Source organism: Deinococcus phoenicis, from assembly GCF_000599865.1.
Classification (GTDB): Bacteria; Deinococcota; Deinococci; order Deinococcales; family Deinococcaceae; genus Deinococcus; species Deinococcus phoenicis.
In genome coordinates this window covers 37,708-53,790 of record NZ_JHAC01000031.1, presented here as the reverse complement: position 1 = coordinate 53,790, position 16,083 = coordinate 37,708, and the positions used below count along the sequence as shown (strand labels likewise).

15 protein-coding genes and 1 tRNA gene are annotated in these 16,083 nt (G+C 70.9%); 10 read left to right on the top strand and 6 right to left on the bottom strand.

Annotation, left to right across the window (positions count from 1 at the left end):
• The first annotated feature begins 71 nt into the window (after nt 1–71).
• The 4 genes from DEIPH_RS10020 to DEIPH_RS10005 all read left to right on the top strand — a co-directional run bounded on the left by DEIPH_RS10020 (nt 72) and on the right by DEIPH_RS10005 (nt 3,981).
• Nucleotides 72–1,274 carry an acyl-CoA dehydrogenase family protein gene (locus tag DEIPH_RS10020; protein ID WP_034357523.1) on the top strand — a complete coding sequence of 401 codons (1,203 nt, stop codon included), beginning with the start codon at nt 72–74 and terminating at the stop codon, nt 1,272–1,274.
• 494 nt (nt 1,275–1,768) lie between these two features.
• The gene (hpf, locus tag DEIPH_RS10015; protein WP_034357521.1) at nt 1,769–2,335 is read left to right on the top strand and encodes a ribosome hibernation-promoting factor, HPF/YfiA family; all 567 of its coding nucleotides are present in this window, start codon (nt 1,769–1,771) and stop codon (nt 2,333–2,335) included.
• Nucleotides 2,336–2,525: 190 nt separating this feature from the next.
• Entirely contained in the window at nt 2,526–3,605 is a 1,080-nt protein-coding gene (locus tag DEIPH_RS10010) for a butyrate kinase (RefSeq protein ID WP_034357611.1), read from the top strand.
• Between the two features lies 1 nt (nt 3,606).
• Complete coding sequence (locus tag DEIPH_RS10005) at nt 3,607–3,981, top strand: hypothetical protein (RefSeq protein WP_034357519.1); 375 nt, start codon at nt 3,607–3,609, stop codon at nt 3,979–3,981.
• 113 nt (nt 3,982–4,094) lie between these two features.
• On the opposite strand, the gene DEIPH_RS10000 is transcribed toward DEIPH_RS10005, so the two are convergent.
• Nucleotides 4,095–4,171 (bottom strand) — tRNA-Met (locus tag DEIPH_RS10000).
• Between the two features lie 267 nt (nt 4,172–4,438).
• On the opposite strand from DEIPH_RS10000, the gene fni reads away from it, so the two are divergent.
• Nucleotides 4,439–5,503 carry a type 2 isopentenyl-diphosphate Delta-isomerase gene (fni, locus tag DEIPH_RS09995; protein ID WP_235183216.1) on the top strand — a complete coding sequence of 355 codons (1,065 nt, stop codon included), beginning with the start codon at nt 4,439–4,441 and terminating at the stop codon, nt 5,501–5,503.
• A 185-nt stretch (nt 5,504–5,688) separates the two neighbouring features.
• On the opposite strand, the gene alr is transcribed toward fni, so the two are convergent.
• A complete protein-coding gene (gene alr, locus DEIPH_RS09990; protein ID WP_034357517.1) occupies nt 5,689–6,747 on the bottom strand; it encodes an alanine racemase in 1,059 nt (352 codons plus the stop codon).
• Between the two features lie 68 nt (nt 6,748–6,815).
• On the opposite strand from alr, the gene DEIPH_RS09985 reads away from it, so the two are divergent.
• Both DEIPH_RS09985 and DEIPH_RS09980 read left to right on the top strand, forming a co-directional pair.
• A complete protein-coding gene (locus DEIPH_RS09985) occupies nt 6,816–8,780 on the top strand; it encodes a hypothetical protein (RefSeq protein WP_034357607.1) in 1,965 nt (654 codons plus the stop codon).
• A 76-nt stretch (nt 8,781–8,856) separates the two neighbouring features.
• Nucleotides 8,857–9,306, top strand: coding sequence for a hypothetical protein (locus DEIPH_RS09980; RefSeq protein WP_034357515.1), 450 nt, complete (start codon nt 8,857–8,859; stop codon nt 9,304–9,306).
• Between the two features lie 17 nt (nt 9,307–9,323).
• Here DEIPH_RS09980 and DEIPH_RS09975 read toward each other — a convergent pair whose 3' ends face one another.
• The 4 genes from DEIPH_RS09975 to argJ all read right to left on the bottom strand — a co-directional run bounded on the left by DEIPH_RS09975 (nt 9,324) and on the right by argJ (nt 13,325).
• Nucleotides 9,324–10,013 (bottom strand): ABC transporter ATP-binding protein, encoded by a 690-nt coding sequence (locus DEIPH_RS09975; RefSeq protein ID WP_034357513.1) that lies wholly within the window; start codon nt 10,011–10,013, stop codon nt 9,324–9,326.
• Nucleotides 10,013–11,173, bottom strand: a complete 1,161-nt coding sequence (locus DEIPH_RS09970; protein ID WP_034357605.1) for an ABC transporter permease — start codon at nt 11,171–11,173, stop codon at nt 10,013–10,015. Before DEIPH_RS09970 ends, DEIPH_RS09975 begins: the two co-directional genes overlap by 1 nt.
• A 111-nt stretch (nt 11,174–11,284) precedes the next feature.
• A complete protein-coding gene (locus DEIPH_RS09965) occupies nt 11,285–12,070 on the bottom strand; it encodes a hypothetical protein (protein ID WP_235183215.1) in 786 nt (261 codons plus the stop codon).
• Between the two features lie 91 nt (nt 12,071–12,161).
• On the bottom strand, nt 12,162–13,325 hold the full coding sequence (gene argJ, locus DEIPH_RS09960; RefSeq protein WP_034357511.1) for a bifunctional glutamate N-acetyltransferase/amino-acid acetyltransferase ArgJ: 1,164 nt from the start codon (nt 13,323–13,325) through the stop codon (nt 12,162–12,164).
• Nucleotides 13,326–13,492: 167 nt separating this feature from the next.
• Between argJ and DEIPH_RS09955 the strand changes: the two genes are divergently transcribed.
• The 3 genes from DEIPH_RS09955 (at nt 13,493) to holA (ending at nt 15,911) form a co-directional block, all read left to right on the top strand.
• Nucleotides 13,493–14,014, top strand: coding sequence for a hypothetical protein (locus DEIPH_RS09955; protein WP_034357509.1), 522 nt, complete (start codon nt 13,493–13,495; stop codon nt 14,012–14,014).
• 164 nt (nt 14,015–14,178) lie between these two features.
• Nucleotides 14,179–15,018: a serine/threonine-protein kinase gene (locus DEIPH_RS09950; RefSeq protein ID WP_407636508.1), complete on the top strand. Its 840-nt coding sequence runs from the start codon at nt 14,179–14,181 to the stop codon at nt 15,016–15,018.
• Entirely contained in the window at nt 15,009–15,911 is a 903-nt protein-coding gene (holA, locus tag DEIPH_RS09945; protein WP_034357507.1) for a DNA polymerase III subunit delta, read from the top strand. Before DEIPH_RS09950 ends, holA begins: the two co-directional genes overlap by 10 nt.
• The last annotated feature ends 172 nt before the right edge of the window (nt 15,912–16,083 follow it).

Sequence of the window (16,083 nt, the reverse complement as noted above, 5' to 3'; positions counted from 1 at the left end):
CTTCCTGCCGCCACGCGCCCGCCGAGTCCCGTTTTTCCCCTCACCCCTGATCCCTTGCCGGAGGTAACACCATGACCAGCACCCTCGACATCCCCGTCAGCCCCAACGTCCAACCCATGAACGACGACCAGCGCACCATCGTCAGCGCCCTGAAGAGCTTCCTGAAAAACCGGGTCGAGCCGGGAGCCGCCGAGCGCGACCAGACGGGCGAGTTCCCCTTCGATATCGTGAAGGAACTGGGCGACATGGGCATCATGGGCGCGCAGACGCCCGAGGAATACGGCGGTGCGGGCCTGGATACCGCGACCTTCGCCATGATCATCGAGGAGATCGCGGCGGTGGACGGCTCGCTGTGTCTGACCGTCGCCAGCCACAACTCGCTGTGCCAGGGCCACATCCTGATCGGCGGGACCGAAGAGCAGAAGCGCAAGTTCCTGCCGGACCTCGCCGCTGCCCGCAAGCTGGGAGCCTGGGGCCTGACCGAACCCGGCAGCGGCAGCGACAGCGGCGGGATGCAGTCGCGCGCCGCCGAGCAGCCCGACGGCAGCTGGCTTCTGAACGGCTCCAAGAACTTCATCACGCAGGGCAGCGTGGGCGGCACGTACGTGGTGCTTGCCCGCACGGACGCAGCCCGCCCCGGCAAGGGCAAGAACGACGGCATCAGCGCCTTTGTCTTCAACCGCGACGAGGTGCAGGGCTTTTCCATCGGGCGCAAGGAGGACAAGCTGGGGTTGCGCAGCAGCGACACCGCGCAGCTGATCTTCGAGGATATTCGCCTGCCCGCAGACGCCCTGCTGGGCGAGCGCGGCAACGCCTTCAAGGACGTGATGAGGGTGCTGGACGGTGGCCGCGTCGGCATCGGCGCGATGGGCCTGGGCCTGGGCCGCGCCGCCTTCGAGTACGCCGCGAAGTACACGCTGGAGCGTCAGCAGTTCGGCAAGCCCATCGCTCTGAATCAGGACATCGCCTTCCGCCTCGCGGACATGGATACCCGGCTGGAAGCCGCCCGCCTCCTGATCCGCAAGGCCGCCGACCTCAAGGACGCCGGGCAGAACTTCACGGTGGCCGTCGCCCGCGCCAAGCTGTTCGCGACCACGGTCGGCGTCGAGGCCTGCGACGAGGCCATTCAGATGCTGGGCGGGTACGGCTACATCAAGGAATACCCGGTCGAACGCTACTGGCGCGACAACCGCCTCACCCGCATCGGTGAGGGCACCGACGAGGTGCAGCGTCTGGTCATCAGCCGCGACGTGCTGAAGCGCTTCGCGGACTGACCGCCGGGCAGGGGAGGGGCCGCCGAGCCGGACATGGTGGCCCCCGCAAGACGGCAGAGACGTTCCGGGAAAGTGCTGGACAGCCCACCTGCCGCCGAGATGAAGCCACCGTAACCTTTGGTGCATCTGCCCCGGTCCCTCCCCGCTACACTGGGGTCATGAAGGGCCTGCGCGAGTTTATTGACTGGCTGCGGGAGGCGCTGAAGGGTGCGCCCGAGCGGCAGCCGGTCCCCATTCCTGTCCGCGTGCGCGACCGGCGCTGATCGGGTCCACCCCTCCGTTTTTTCCGTCCAGCCTGACCGGCTGGGCGTTTTTCCTGTGGGGTCTGGGCTGGCGGCGGGGGGCTGGCACTGGGGGACCGGCCCAACTTCTCCACCATACCCCGCCCCATGAGTGTCTGCTGTGGTGCATTCGCCTGACTTTTACCTGACGGCCACCCTAGATTGGACTCCCGGGGCCATCAACCCCCGGGAGAAACGGAAAGAGGTGAAGCCGTGCATATCTACAAGCTGTCAGGCCGGAACGTGGACGTCACCGATGCGATGCGCGATTACGTGGAGGAAAAGCTCACGCGCCTGGACCGCTTCAGCGACCAGATTACCGATGCGCGCGTGACGCTGACGGTCCGCGACGTGCGGGACTCGGGGCGGCGCAACCGCGTCGAGGTCCAGCTGAATGTGCCCAACGGCATCATCCGCGCCGAGGAACACCACGCCGACATGTACGCCGCGATCGACCGCGCCTCGGACGTGCTGGAGCGCCAGTTGCGGAAGTTCAAGACCCGTTACCTGAAGCACCGCCAGGAGGCCGCGCCGCAACCCGAGCCGGGGCTGGCCGAGGCCGAAGTCAATGCGGGCCTGGACGACGACGTGACCGAGTTCCGCCCCGAGATCGTCCGGACCAAGCGCTTTGACCTGCGCCCCATGAGTGCCGAGGACGCCGTCGCGCAGATGGAGGCGCTGGGGCACGACTTCTACGTGTTCAAGAACATGGACACGGACGGCTGCGGCGTGGTGTACCGCCGCCGCGACGGACATTACGGGCTGATCGAACCGAGCTGAGCCGAACCTGGGGCAGTCGGAGACGAGGGGCGGGCGAAGCGAGGATCAGAAACTACGCGGTTGCCAGGGCCGGGAGCAGGCCGGGCCAGGGGGCGAGGAGCAAAGACACTCGCCCCCTGGCCACGTCTCCCTCACTTTTTTCTCATCGCCGGGACGCTTGCCCCCGCGCATCTGCTACGCTGGGGTGTTCATGATCGCGCATGTGGTCAATCCCGGTTCCAGCAGCGTGAAACTCGCCTGCGCCAGCATCCAGCCCAGCGAGAACGCGGCCTTGCCCGGTCAGTTGCGCGTGACCCTGACGCGGGCCGAGGTGCCGCTGCCCGGTCCGCCGGGCGAGCAGGACCTCGCGGCCCTGACGCGTGCTGTGCTGGACACCACCGCCGACTGGCCCTTTCCCGACGCGCTGGTGGCCCGGGGGGGCTGGCTGGGCCAGGTGGCGGCGGGCACCTACCGGGTCACGCCCGAGCTGGCCCGGTACGCCACGCAGGAGGGCCGTGACGGGCTGGGCGGCGCGCTGGCCCTGAGCGTCGCGGAGGCGCGGGGCGTGCCTGCCTTCGTGGTCGACCCGCAGAGTGTGAATGAACTGCTGCCCGAGGCGCGCGAGACGGGTGTGGGGGGCGTGACGCGCCAGGCCCGCTTTCACGCGCTGAATGCGCGGGTCGTCGCCCGGCGCGCCGCGCACGAGGTGGGCAAGAGATTGCAGGATGCCCGGGTGGTCGTCGCGCATCTGGGGGCGACCACCAGCGTCACGGCCTTTGACGGGGGCCGCGCGGTCGACACCACCGGCACGGCTCCCGACGGCGGCCCGATGGGGGCCTTGCAGAGCGGCCCGCTGCCGGCCACAGCGCTGCTCCACCTGGCCGCCGGGCGGGCCGGTCCCGACGTGCTGCGGCAGCTGGCGAGCGAGAGCGGCTTTCTGGCCCTGACCGGGAGCGCGAACCTGAAGGACCTTGAGGCGCGGGAAGGCACCGACCCCACCGTGCAGGCCGCGATCTCCGCCTTTGTGCATCAGGCGTGCAAGGCCATCGGGGAGCAGTGCGGGGCGCTGCCGGGGCGTCCCGACGCGCTGGCCATCACCGGGGGTACGGCCCGCTGGGACGCCCTGGTCGACCGCATCGAGCGGCGTCTGGGCTGGATCGCCCCGGTCATCATCGTGCCCGGGGAACTGGAACTCGAAGCCCTGGCCGAGGGGGCAGGCCGGGTGCTGCTGGGCCTGGAACAGCCCCGCGACTGGGCCTTGCCCCCCGTGCCCACCGCCGGAACCCCCTGACGTGGCCCGCCGACGCCTGCCCCGCAGCGCCCCCGAACCCATCCGCGCGACCAGCATGTGGCGCGTGGATCAGGTGTTTCTTGCCCGCCGGGGCCAGCGCATCGAGGTCACCTGCTCGCTGGTGAACGACCGGGGTGGGCTGCGGAATCTGGGCATCGTGGCCCCCACCGAGGACCCCCGCGAGGCCCTGCGCCACGCCGCCCGGTATATCGCCGGGAAAGGCAACGTGAGCAGCGCGCGCCAGGCCCGCGTCCGCTGGACCCGCGAGCAGACCACCACCCTGCAAGACGAGCTGATCCGCGCCCATGACCTGGAAGACGACTTTCAGGACGCCTTCGAGGACACCTTGCAGGAAGTCCGCGACCGGATGCGCTGACGGGCCAGGCGCCGGACCGGGGAGGCCGGCCTGGGCAGAGAAGCCGGTGCGGCAGCTGCGCCAAAGAAGCAGACGGGCCAAAGAAAAAGCCCCACCTTACGGTGGGGTTCACTTGGTTGCAGGGACAGGATTTGAACCTGCGACCTCCGGGTTATGAGCCCGACGAGCTACCAGACTGCTCTACCCTGCGTCAACTCTGTGCGCTTCCGAACTCGGTTCTTCCGGCGCTCAGGAATAGTACCGCGGGTTCAAAAATCTGTCAACTCCCGGCAGAGGTGGCGGGGCGTCTGGCGGGCGCTAGAGCATTTGTCCGAATTACACCGTTGGAGGGAAAGCGCCTCCAACGGTTCCATTCTCTGCTTCGCAGCTTTGCAAGTCCCAAACGCTCTCCCTATTGCACTCGCTCCGCTCGGTCAAAAAGAAGGTCTCTTTTTGACAAAGGCTCTAGGCTGTGGGTGTGACCGATTCAGGGCCGTTTCCGGCTGACCTCGCGTTGCCGGGGCTTCAGGCGCGCAAGCTCCGGCATCTTGAGGCGTGCCTGCGCCCGGAGAGCCAGTACGCGGGCGTGACCACCGGGCTGGAGCGGGTGCCCTGGCCTTACCGGGCACTGCCGGACCTCGATCTGGACGCGGTGGACCTCTCAGCCTCGTTCCTGGGGCGGAGGCTGGCGGCCCCCGTGCTGATCGGCGCGATGACCGGCGGGGCCGAGCGTGCAGCCGTCATCAACCGCCACCTTGCTGCCGCCGCGCAGCGCCTGGGCGTAGGGCTGATGCTCGGCTCGCAGCGCGTGATGCTGGAGCGGCCCCAGGCGGCGGCGAGTTTCCAGGTGCGCGACGTGGCCCCGGACGTGCTGCTGATCGGGAACCTCGGCGCGGCGCAGTTTGGGCTGGGGTACGGCGCCGCCGAGGCGCAAAGGGCCGTGCGGGAGGTCGGGGCAGACGCCCTCGCCATTCACGTCAACCCTCTTCAGGAGGCCATGCAGGTGGGGGGGGACACGCGCTGGGCAGGCTTGAGTGCGCGGCTGGCCGAGATCGTGCCCGGCCTGCCGTTCCCGGTCCTGCTCAAGGAGGTGGGGCATGGGCTGGACGCGGTCACCGTCCGGGCGGCCACGGGGGCGGGCTTCGCGGCGCTGGACGTGGCGGGCGCGGGCGGCACCAGCTGGGCGCGGGTGGAGCAGCTCGTGCGCTGCGGCGCGGTCCTGACCCCGGACCTGTGTGAGGTCGGCATCCCGACCGCGCAGGCGCTCACGGAGGCCCGTCGCGCCGCGCCCGGCCTGCCCCTGGTCGCGTCGGGTGGTATTCGCACGGGCCTGGACGCGGCCCGCGCCCTGGCCCTCGGCGCGCAGGTGGTCGCGGTGGCCCGGCCCCTCCTCGAACCCGCGCTGGAGAGTGCGGAGGCGGTGGAGGCGTGGCTGGCCCGCTTCATTCACGAATTGCGGGTGGCGCTGTTCGTCGGCGGCTTTGAAAGTGTGGAGGCCGTGCGGGGCAGGCTGGGGGATGGGTTGGATCAGGCTCCCGCATAAGCAGGGATTAGAGCACTTGTCCGAATTACGGAGTTGGAGGGAAAGCACCTCCAACTCCTCCATTCTCCCAAACGCTCTCTTTATTTCACTCGCTCCGCTTGGTCAAAAGGAGGTCTCTTTTTGACAAATGCTGTAAACCTGTTTCGTCCGGTTGGAGGTGAAGGAACAGCGGAGGCCCCTCCGTTTCAGTGTTCCGCCACCCGCTCCACCCGCGTCCCCAGCCCGGTCAGCACCTCATATTCGACGGTGCCCCCCCACTGCGCCACCTCGGTCACGGTCAGCTCGTCCCGGCCCCAGACCTCGACCCAGTCGCCCACCTGCACGTCCAGGCCCGTCACGTCCACCATGCACTGATCCATGCAGATGCGGCCCAGCACTGGGCGGCGTTCACCCCGCACCAGAACCTGCGCCTGGCCCGTCGCGCCCCTGGGGTAGCCGTCCGCGTAGCCGATGCCGACAGTGGCGACGGTCGTCTCGTGCGCGGCCCGCCACAGCCCGCCGTAACTCACGCTCTCGCCGGGGTGGACGGGATGAACGTGGGTGACGCGGGCGCGCAGGGTCATCACGGGCGTCAGCGGGGCGACCTGCCGCAGGTGCGCGGGCGCGAAGCCGTAGGCGGCCAGACCGGGCCGCGCCAGGGAGAGGCCGGGCAACGGGCCGAAGCTCAGGATGCCGCCGCCGTTCGCCGCGTGCGCGAGGACCGGAGGCAGGGCGGCCAGCACGCCCTGAAAGCGCGCGAACTGCTCGCGGGAAAAGCTCAGGTCCGGTTCGTCGGCGGTGGCAAAGTGCGTGTAGGCCCCTTCCAGCAGCCCCCGTTCGGCCAGGCGCAGGCCCACCTGTACGGCTTCTTCGGGCCGTGCCCCCAGGCGGTTCATGCCGGTGTCCACTTTCAGGTGGGCGCGGGCATAGGCGGGCAGCGCGTCCGCCTCCGCCAGTGAAGCCACGGGCAGCCGCACGCCCAGGTCCGCGAGCGGCCCGACCTCTTCCGGCGTGGGCGGCGTGAGCAGCAGCACCGGTTTCCCGAGCTTCAGCGCGGCGAGGGCCGCCGCCTCACGCGGCACGGCCACCCCGAAGCCCCACACGTCGGGGTGCTGGGCCGCCAGGCGCGCGACAGTCTCCAGATCGTGGCCGTAGGCATTCGCCTTCACGGGAAGCAGCAGCCTGGTCTGTGCCCGCCGGGCCAGGGCCGTGAGGTTGCCTCTCAGGGCGGATTCGGAGATCAGGGCCTGTGCGCGTGCCAGCATCGCCCGCATGGTAGCGGCCCGCGCCCTCCCCCCAGGGTCACTGCCCGCTATGATTCCGGGCAGTGACCATGCGACCTGCCCTGTTCCCGATGCCGCTGCCCCGACTGGCCCTTTCTCTCACCGCGCTGCTGACCCTCGGGGGGGCCTTCGGCGGTGCTGCGTCCGCGCAGACGGGCGGCCTCCTGCCGCTGGTCTCGGTGGGGGAGAAGTGGCCCCAGGCACAGGAAACCTACCTGATTCGCGTGTTGCCGCAGGACGCCGGCAAACCCCTGGGGCTGGAGGTCTACAGCCCCAACTTCAACCTGGCCGACTATGTGGACGGACGCCGGGGGGCCGGGTACTTCGGGGACGAGCTGTACAAGAAAAACGAACCGTTCGAGACCACCTTCAGCCTGAGCGGCCCCGGCGGCACGGTCGTCGAGCGGCGCTTTTCCATGAACCGCGACCACACCTGGGAGAGCCTGTTCGCCGGGGGCCTGCCCGCCGGGACGTACACCCTCAAGGTGACCAGCCGGGGCGACGGCAAGAACGCGTTCGCGTTGCGGACCGCCGCGCCCTTCACGCTGGAAACCAGCGACTTTTCCGTGAACGCTCGCGACACCGAACAGACGCCCCTGCTCGCGGCCCGGCTGGACGTGCCTGCCGGATGGGTGGGCAAGACGGTCGGCCTGCTGAACTATGACGTGGACGGCCCCCAGGAGGCCGAAACCTGGGTGGTGCAGCCCGGCGGGAAGCGGGTGAACCTCACGGTCAGCGGCAACGGCAAGGCGGTGACCGATACCTTCAGGGTCACCCCGGAGCTGGTGGGAGAGTGGCAGGTCTTTATCCGGGTGCTGCCCACCACCCGGCAGTACAGCAACGCCATCCGTTACTCCTTCCGCCTGAACGACCAGCCCGTCACGGCGCGGGTGGGCGGCTTTACCCCGCCCGAGAACCTGAAGATGAGCAACCAGTTGCTGGTGGACGTGGTGGACCCCCAGGGCCGCCCGATTCCCGGCGCGAGCTACACGCTCGTCGGGGACAGCGTGGTGCGGCCCGCCCTGCCCGCCGGCTACGTGCCGGTCAGCAGCACGATCCTCTCGGGCACCGGAAACATCGTCTCGCCCACCGAGATCCGCTACCAGCCCGGCTTCAACAAGCTGCGCTTCGTGGCGCGGCCTCCCGAGGGACAGCTCACGGTGGACGCCGTCGCCCTGTACGGTGAGCAGCGCATCCCCCTGACCGGGATTGCCTTCGAGGTGGCGGGCCGGACCCTCACCACACCCGGCACGCTGCCGCTGGCGCCCGGCGACTATCCGGTCACGCCGAGCGCCATTCCGGGCAGCACCGTCACGCCGCCCCTGCCCGGACGGGTGCCCGACGCCGGGACCGGCAAGGTCACCCTGGAATACCGGGTGCAGACCGAGATCACGCTGGTGACGGCCCCCGACATCCTCAACGCCTGCGACGTGACGCAGCTCACGGCGACCGCCCGCACCGACTTTCCGCACCGGCTGCCGGCGCGGCTGAAGCTGAACCTCCCGGCGGGCTGGACCAGCGACTACCCGCTGGAAGTTCCCGGCGAGTTCAGCGGCGGCGCGCCCCTGCGCCTGAAGGTGCCGGTCCGCGTGTGCCGCAGCGACACCGCCGAGGCGGTCCTCGACCCCCTCGACCTGCGGACCACCGGGCAGGCCCGGGTCCGGAATCCGGGGGGCGCGAACGTGACCCGCACCGTGCAGGGCGGGGCGCGCGCTTCCCTCGGCAAGAGTGTGGAACCCGCCGCGCAGGGGTACACCGTCACCCTGACCTTCACGGTGGACCGCACGCTGGAGCAGGTCCGCCTGTTCGATCCCCTGCCGACCGGCGGCAGCACGTCCGCGGTGCGCGGCCCCCTGAACGTCCAGGGTCCCAGCCTCGCCGGGGTCGATCCCCGCGCCGACGGCGACACCATCGTGCTGGCGCGCGTGATTCCCGGCACGTACACCCTCACCTACACCCTGCTGACCGACCTGCCCGCCGACCGGGTGGTGACGGCCCCTGACCTCGACTGGTGAGCATGGGGCGAGGGGAGCCAACCGCATTGTTAGAAATGCCGCCCGGCAGGGGCCGCCTTTCCGTTATGCTGGTTCCATGAGACGTGTGTGGCTTCTGCCTCTTGCCGCGGCGCTGCTGAGCGCCTGCGGTACCCTGGCCGGGCCGCCCACCCCGACCGCTGGGGACCTGCTGGCCGCGCCCACGGCCCTCCAGGTCGCGGGCCGCAGCCTGCGGGTGGAAGCGACCCCCACCCTGGACGGGGCGACCTTCAACGTTCAGGTGCGGGTGCAGGCCAGCCGCGCGTCCCCGCCGCCGCTCACCGTGACCGGCGTGTATGTCGTGACGGAAGACGGCGTCTGGAGCGCGTCCTCGACCCAGGGCGACCGTCAGCCCTGCGGCGCGGCGGTCTGTCTTCAGGGCAGTGGGCGCGGAACCTCGCGCGGGCTGCGCTCCGGCGAGGGCGTGCAGGTCGTGGTCGGCCTGAAGGACGCCCGGGGGCGGACCCTGTGGCTGCGCGATGCCCAGGCCACCATCGGGCGCGACTGAACACAAACGGGACCTCCTCAGCCGTCCGCCGTCACTTCACCGTCGCGCACCCGCAGCGTGTGGTCGGCCAGCGCCGCCACCTCGGGGTCGTGGGTAATCAGGACCACCGTGCGGCCCCCCCGCGTCAGGCCGGTCAGCAGGGCCAGCACCCGCTCGCCGGTGTGCGAGTCGAGGTTACCGGTCGGTTCGTCGGCCAGCAGCACGCGCGGGTCGTGGGCGAGCGCCCGCGCGATGGCGACCCGCTGCGCCTCCCCGCCCGACAGCTGGGACGGCAGGTGCGCGGCGCGGGCGCTGAGGCCCACCTCGGCCAGCAGCGCCCGTGCCCGCTCGCGCCGCTGCTTGCGGGGCACCCCCGCCAGCGTCAGCGGAAACTCCACGTTCTCCAGCGCCGTCAGGATCGTGACGAGGTTGTGGCTCTGGAACACGAAGCCGTAGTTCGCCAGACGGAAGTCGGCGCGGCCTGCCTCCGACAGCGCGTGCAGGTCGGTGCCGTCCACCAGCACGCGGCCCGTGGTGGGCCGGTCAAAGCCTGCCAGCAGGTTCAGCAAGGTACTTTTGCCGCTTCCCGAAGGGCCGACCACTGCCGTCAGCCCCGCCGGAAAGGTGTGGGTGAAGGGCGCGAGCGCCGTCACGGTGCCCTCGCCGCTGGGATAGATGCGCGAGAGGTTCTCGGCCCGCAGGCCCGCTGCCGCCGCCCCTTCCCGCATCAGACCCGCCCCAGCGCGTCGGTGATCTGGAGGCGGCTGGCGCTGCGGGCCGGCAGCAGCCCCGAGATCAGACCCAGCAGCAGGCTGATCCCCAGCGCCAGCAGCGTCAGCCTGGGCGTCAGGGCCGCCGCGTCGATGCCCGCCAGATTCTGCGTGTAGGCGTTCACCGCCGCGATACCCCCCAGACCCAGCACCAGCCCGCCCACGCCGCCCACCAGCGCCAGCAGCAGCGACTCGGTCAGCACCAGCGTCCGCACGAAGCTGGGCCGCGCCCCGATGGCCCGCAGGGTGGCGAACTCGCGGGTGCGCTCGAACACGCCCATCATCACGGTATTCGCCACGGCCAGCCCGCCCACGATCAGCGCGATCAGGCTGATGCCGAAGCGCACCGCGTCACTGATCCGCAGGGCGCGTTCCACGAACGACAGGAAGTCCGACTGCGTCTGCGCCTCCACGTTCAGCCGTTCGGAGATCGTCCGGGCAACGGTCCTCGCGTTGCGCGGGTCCTCCAGTTTCAGGGCCACCAGCGACACCCGGCCCTCGGCTCCCTCGGCACGCTGCAACGTGCGGATCGGCAGAAAGATGAAGCTGTCCACCAGCCCCGACTCCGGCGCGAGGACCCCCACCACCTGCACGCGGCTGCGGCGGTTGAGGTTCAGCGCCGAGCCGAGGCCCAGGTGCAGGTTCGCGGCGGCCTTGGCCCCGATGACGGCGACGCCCCGGCCCTCGTCCGCCGCCGTGAGCGCCCGGCCCGACGCCACCCGCGCCCGGGGGAAGACCGCGCCCACGCCCTGCGCCGCTGGGAGGCCGTATAGCACCGCGCTCTGCGACACATCCAGGCTGCCGCGCACCGCCATCACCACCGGCGTCACCGCCGTGAGGCCCAGTTCCGGTGCCAGCTTGCGCAGGTCCCCCACCGCCGTTTCGGGCAGGTTCGGTTGCGGGGCAAAGCCCTGCGAAAAGCCGCTCAGGCTGACCTGCACGTCCGGCCCGATGCCGCCCAGCTCGGCCGTGAACACCTTGCGGATGCCCTCGCCCAGCGACAGGAACACGACCATACTCGCCACCGCCACCGTGATGCCCAGGGCGGTCAGCAGCGTCCGCACCGGCCGCCGCGTCAGCCCTCTCCACGCCAGTCCCCACACATCCGAACCATTCACGTTGCCCACGCTACGCCCCTGCGGGCCGCCGGACGGCGCGAAAGGCTGCGGTCAGGCGGGGAGGCGGCGCGGCTCATCCTTGCCGGTCCGTCGCCCGCCGCAGGCCCACCGTCAGCACGGCGGCGGCCAGCGGCGCGAGGGACCGCGTCTGCCGGGCCAGCACCCTGCCCCCAGGGTCCCCAGCGCCAGCAGGCGGGCCAGGCGCACCCGCTCGGCGGACACCCGTGCCGGTGCGCGGTCCAGGCGGCTGTGGACCCCTTCCGGAGCCGCCAGCACCCCGGCCAGACCCAGTCCGGCCAGCGCCAGCAGGTCCGCCGGGACGCTGCGCCCCTCGCCGCGCCGGCTCCCCGGCAGCAGCGCCGCCGCGCCCGCGAGGCCTGCTGCCTGCCAGGACGCCTGCCAGCTGTCGGCCCGCTGAGCCGAGAGGGCCAGCGCCGCCCCCGGCACCAGCGCCGCGACCCGTGCCCCCGCCCACGCCGAGAGGGCCGCCTGCCCGGCCAGCGCTGCCACGTCGAGGGCGCTGGGCGGCTTTCCGACGGTCGCCGCCAGCGTTCGCAACCCGCTCAGCACGCCGAGGCCCGCCGGCAGGTCCGGGCTGCCCCCCAGCAGCGCGGTCAGGGCCGCCAGCGGAAGCGCCGCGTTCGCCGTGTCCGGGTGGTCCGGGTCGAGTTCCCGCGCGGTGGACCAGCCGAGAAAGCCCGCCGCGCCCACACCCAGCGCCGCGCCCCAGGCCCGCCCCGAGAGCCGCGCCGCCAGCACACTGGCCACCGCCCCCACCACCACGAAGCGGTTCGAGGGCACACAGAAGTCCAGCGGGCGGGCCAGCGCCGAGTTTGCCAGGTCCTCCGCCAGCGGCGAGGAGGAAGTCGGCGGGGAGGCAGAGGCGGCAGGCAGCATGTCTGTCACCGTACCCCCGCCTCTCCCTGGCTGCCACCTGGTAGCGGCAGATTCAGGAAACGCTCAAGGCCACCGGGCAGCACCGTCCGGCTCAGGTCGTGTAGTCCGCGTTGATGCTCACGTACTCGGCGCTCAGGTCGCAGCCCCAGGCCTCGCCTTGCGCGTCGCCCACCCCCAGGCCCACCTCGAAGACGACTTCCGGCGCGTTCATGCGGGCACTGACCTGCGCGGCGTCGTAGGGGAGCGGCTTGCCGGCAAAGACGGGCGTGCCCTGCACGCGGACCGTCATCCGCTCGGTGTCGAGCGCCGCGCCGCTGCGTCCGGCGGCCATAATCACGCGGCCCCAGTTGGGGTCGTTGCCATGCACGGCGCTCTTGAGCAGCGGCGAGACGCAGCAGGTGCGGGCGGCGGCCAGTGCCTCGGCCTCGGTGCGGGCACCCGAGACGCGCACGGTCAGCAGCTTGGTCGCGCCCTCGCCGTCAGCGGCGATCTGCCGCGCCAGGTCACGCATCACGCCCTCCAGCGCGGTCAGGAACTCGTCGAGGTCCACCTCGCCCGCCTGCCCGTTCGCCAGGACCAGCGCCATATCGTTGGTGCTGGTGTCGCCGTCCACCGTCACCGCATTGAAGGTGCGGTTCACGATGGCCGGGAAGGCCGCCCGCAGTGCCTGCTGGTCCACCCGCGCGTCGCTGAAGGCAAAGGCGAACATGGTCGCCATGTCGGGGTGGATCATGCCGCTGCCCTTGGCCGTTCCCACGATGCGCGCCCCGCCGCTGAGGGTCGCCTGGGCCGTCTTGGGCCGGGTGTCGGTCGTCATGATGGCCGCCGCGAAGGGGGCCGCTTCCCCGCCCAGCTCGTCCGGCAGGTGTTCCACGCCGCTCAGCACCCGGTCCATCGGCAGCAGGTGCCCGATGATGCCGGTGCTGGCCGTCAGGACCGCTTCTGCCCCCACGTTCAGCACGCTGCCCAGCGCGTCCGCGATGTCGGCGTTGTCGCGCGCCCCCTGCGACCCGGTGGCCGCGTTCGCGTTCCCGGCGTTCACGACCAGCGCCCGCACCGGCCCGCCCTGGCCGTACACCTCGCGGTTGCGGGTCACGCAGGCCGCCGCCGCACTGCTGCGCGTGCCCGCGAAGGCCCACGCGCACTCTGCGTCACTCACCACGCAGCTCAGATCCGTTCTGCCACTCGGCTTGATGCCTGCCGCCAGCGCCGCCGCCCGAAAGCCCAGGGGAAAGGTCAGACCCGTCTCGCTCATGCGGGCATGGTAGCGGGCGCGGGGGCGCGGGGAGCTTCGTCGTCTCGACCTCGCGGCGACCGTGGCCCCCGTTTCCCCCGTCAACCTGATGGACGATTGACGGGAAGCGCACATTCCTCACGTGGACTTCATGGGCGGGACGGGGGTGGGCGGGTAGGGTGAGAGCAATGAAGAATGCGCTGCTCATCCTGACGGCGGCGGCCGTGCTGTCCGGCGCGGCCCTGGCCACGCCCGTCAAGCTTCCGACGATTCCCGTCATTCTCGAACCCAATGCCCGGCTCCTGACCCTGAACGACGCGGGCATCAACAAGGCTTTCCCCTCGGCGGCGGGCCGCCCCGACGCCGTGTTTCTGACCGAGGACCGCAAGGTCAGCGTGGCTTTCGAGTGGCGCGAGAGCAAACTGACGCCCGGCCAGGTGCCGGATCTGGTCACCCAGTTTCCCGCCGTGATCCGTGCTCAGGTGCCCAACGTGAAGACGCTGAAGGCCGGCGTCGTGGAGATCGGTGACACGCCCTGGGCACAGTTCGTGTTCACCACGCCGGGCCAGGGCGACGATCTGCGCCGCGAACTGCTGATGACCAGCGCCCAGGGCCGCATCCTGGTGGTCACCATCGTCGGGAACGTGAAGGACTACAGCCGCAACGAGGCGGTGCTCCGCAACCTCACCAGCAGCGTCCGCGTGAATTGAGCCGTTGCCGCGCCGGGCCGACCCGCCTCTGCCTCTCCACGAGCGGTGGTCTGGAGAGAAGCAGAGCAGTATGCCCGTTGATCTGGCCCGGGACTCATGCCCCGGGGGCCGCAGCGCCCGTGTGCCCGGCCCTGTGACGAGTCTGTGGGGGCCACATGCGTACAATAGACCGCGTGCAAAAACCAGCTGACCCGCATCTGACGGACGCCTGGGGGCTTGAGCGTTCGCGGGTGCTGGCGGTACGGGGCGGCATTCAGAGCGAGGTCGGGGAGTGGGGCGGGGACACCGTGTTCGTCAAGACCCTGCTGACCGACGAGCCGGAAGCGGCCCTGCGTTTTGACCACGAAGGCCAGATCGCGGCCCAGCTGGACCACCCGCTGATCGTGCCGCTGATTGCCTGCGGGCCGAACCGGCTGATTTTTCCGTTTGTGGCCGGCCCCACGCTGCGTGACCGGGTGGAAGGCGGCCCGCTGTCGCCCGCCGAGGCGCTGAGTGTCACCTGGGGCGTCCTGAACGCCTTGGCCCACCTGCATGACCGCGGCATCACCCATCACGACCTGAAGCCGGAAAACGTGCTGCTGGCGGGCGGCCAGGTCTGCGGCGAGCGCGTGCGGCTGATCGACTTCGGCATGAGCCACTCGCGGACTCTGCCCCATGACATTCACAGCGGCACGCGCATGGGCACCCCGCACTTCATGGCCCCCGAGCAGTTCCGGGGGGTGCGGGGCGATCCCCGCAGCGACCTGTACTCGGTCGGCGTGCTGCTGTTCGACTGCCTGGCCGGGCACCCTCCCCACGAGGACGCGCTGGGCTGGCTGGTGGGGCTGTCCCAGGACCGCGCGCCGTTGCCCGGTCCCCCCGAACTGCATCCCCTCCTGCACGCCGCCCTCAGCCGGGACCCGCAGGACCGCCCCCAGACCGCCGTGCAGATGCAGACCCTCCTGCGGGACGCGGCCCACTCGCTCGGCCTGGACCTGCCAGACCTGGGGAATCCGTGCCCCTGATCGCTTTCAGCGGCAACCGCTTTCTGGCCGAGGAGGCGCTGCGGGACACCCTCGCCGCGCGGGGACTGAGCGTGCGCGACCTGCCCCGGCTGGCGGGCGAGGAGGTCACCGCCGGGAACGTGGGGCCGCTGCTGGCCCCCAGCCTGTTCGGGGACGGCGGACTGGTTGTGGACCTCGCGGGTGTGAAGCCCGACAAGGCCCTGCTGGAGCTGCTCGCCTCCGCCCCCGTCACGGTCGCCGTGCTGGACGAGACGGCCCCCGCCACGCGCGTCAAGCTGTACGAGGCGCGGGGCGAGCATCACCCCTCGCCTGCCCCGCAGAAGACGGGCGACGTGGCCGGGTGGGTCGCGCAGCGCGCCAGGAAAACCGGCCTGAAGCTCGACCGCGACGCCGCGCTCTATCTCGCGGAGGTGTTCGGCCCCGACCTGACCGGCATCGCGGGGGAACTGAACAAGCTCGCCCTTCTCGATCCGCCCCTGACTGCCGAGCGGGTGCGGCAGGTGGTGGGCCGCGAGCCGCCCGGCGACTCCTTCGCCATGCTGGGCGCGGCCACCACCGGGCGGCCCGGCGAGGCCGTCACGCAGCTGCGCCGCCTGCTCGCCAGCGGCGAGGACCCCTTCAAGCTGATGGGCGCGGTGGTGTGGCAGTACAGCCTGGTTGCGCGCTGCGTCGCGCTCACGCAGGAAGAAGGCCGCGTGACCGAGCAGGTCGCCGCGCAGCGCCTCGGCGTGAAGCCCTATCCCGCCAAGAAGGCGCTGGAGGTGGCCCGCCGGCTGAACGAGGGCAAGATTCGCGCCCACCTGGCCCGCATCCTCGATGCTGACCTCGCCATGAAACGCGGCCTCGACCCCGCCGTGACCCTGGAACGCCTGATCGTGCAACTCAGTGTCTGAGACGAAATGGCATTGATTCCTGGGAATCACCCGAGGGGAACGAGGGGCAAAACGTACGGGATGACGGCGATGGAAGAACATCTGGTGATGTTCTGGAATCAGAGCCATCCTGTATGACTCGGCAGCTGAACAGCGGCGGCGGAGAGGGGCCTTTCCCCCTCTTCTCCGCCGC

Coding starts and splice junctions, on each gene's coding strand:
- DEIPH_RS10020 (WP_034357523.1), top strand. CDS start 72: ATGACCAGCACCCTCGACATCCCCGTCAGCCCCAACGTCCAACCCATG.
- DEIPH_RS10010 (WP_034357611.1), top strand. CDS start 2,526: ATGATCGCGCATGTGGTCAATCCCGGTTCCAGCAGCGTGAAACTCGCC.
- alr (WP_034357517.1), bottom strand. CDS start 6,747: ATGCTGGCACGCGCACAGGCCCTGATCTCCGAATCCGCCCTGAGAGGC.
- DEIPH_RS09985 (WP_034357607.1), top strand. CDS start 6,816: ATGCGACCTGCCCTGTTCCCGATGCCGCTGCCCCGACTGGCCCTTTCT.
- DEIPH_RS09980 (WP_034357515.1), top strand. CDS start 8,857: ATGAGACGTGTGTGGCTTCTGCCTCTTGCCGCGGCGCTGCTGAGCGCC.
- DEIPH_RS09975 (WP_034357513.1), bottom strand. CDS start 10,013: ATGCGGGAAGGGGCGGCGGCAGCGGGCCTGCGGGCCGAGAACCTCTCG.
- DEIPH_RS09965 (WP_235183215.1), bottom strand. CDS start 12,070: ATGCTGCCTGCCGCCTCTGCCTCCCCGCCGACTTCCTCCTCGCCGCTG.
- argJ (WP_034357511.1), bottom strand. CDS start 13,325: ATGAGCGAGACGGGTCTGACCTTTCCCCTGGGCTTTCGGGCGGCGGCG.
- DEIPH_RS09955 (WP_034357509.1), top strand. CDS start 13,493: ATGAAGAATGCGCTGCTCATCCTGACGGCGGCGGCCGTGCTGTCCGGC.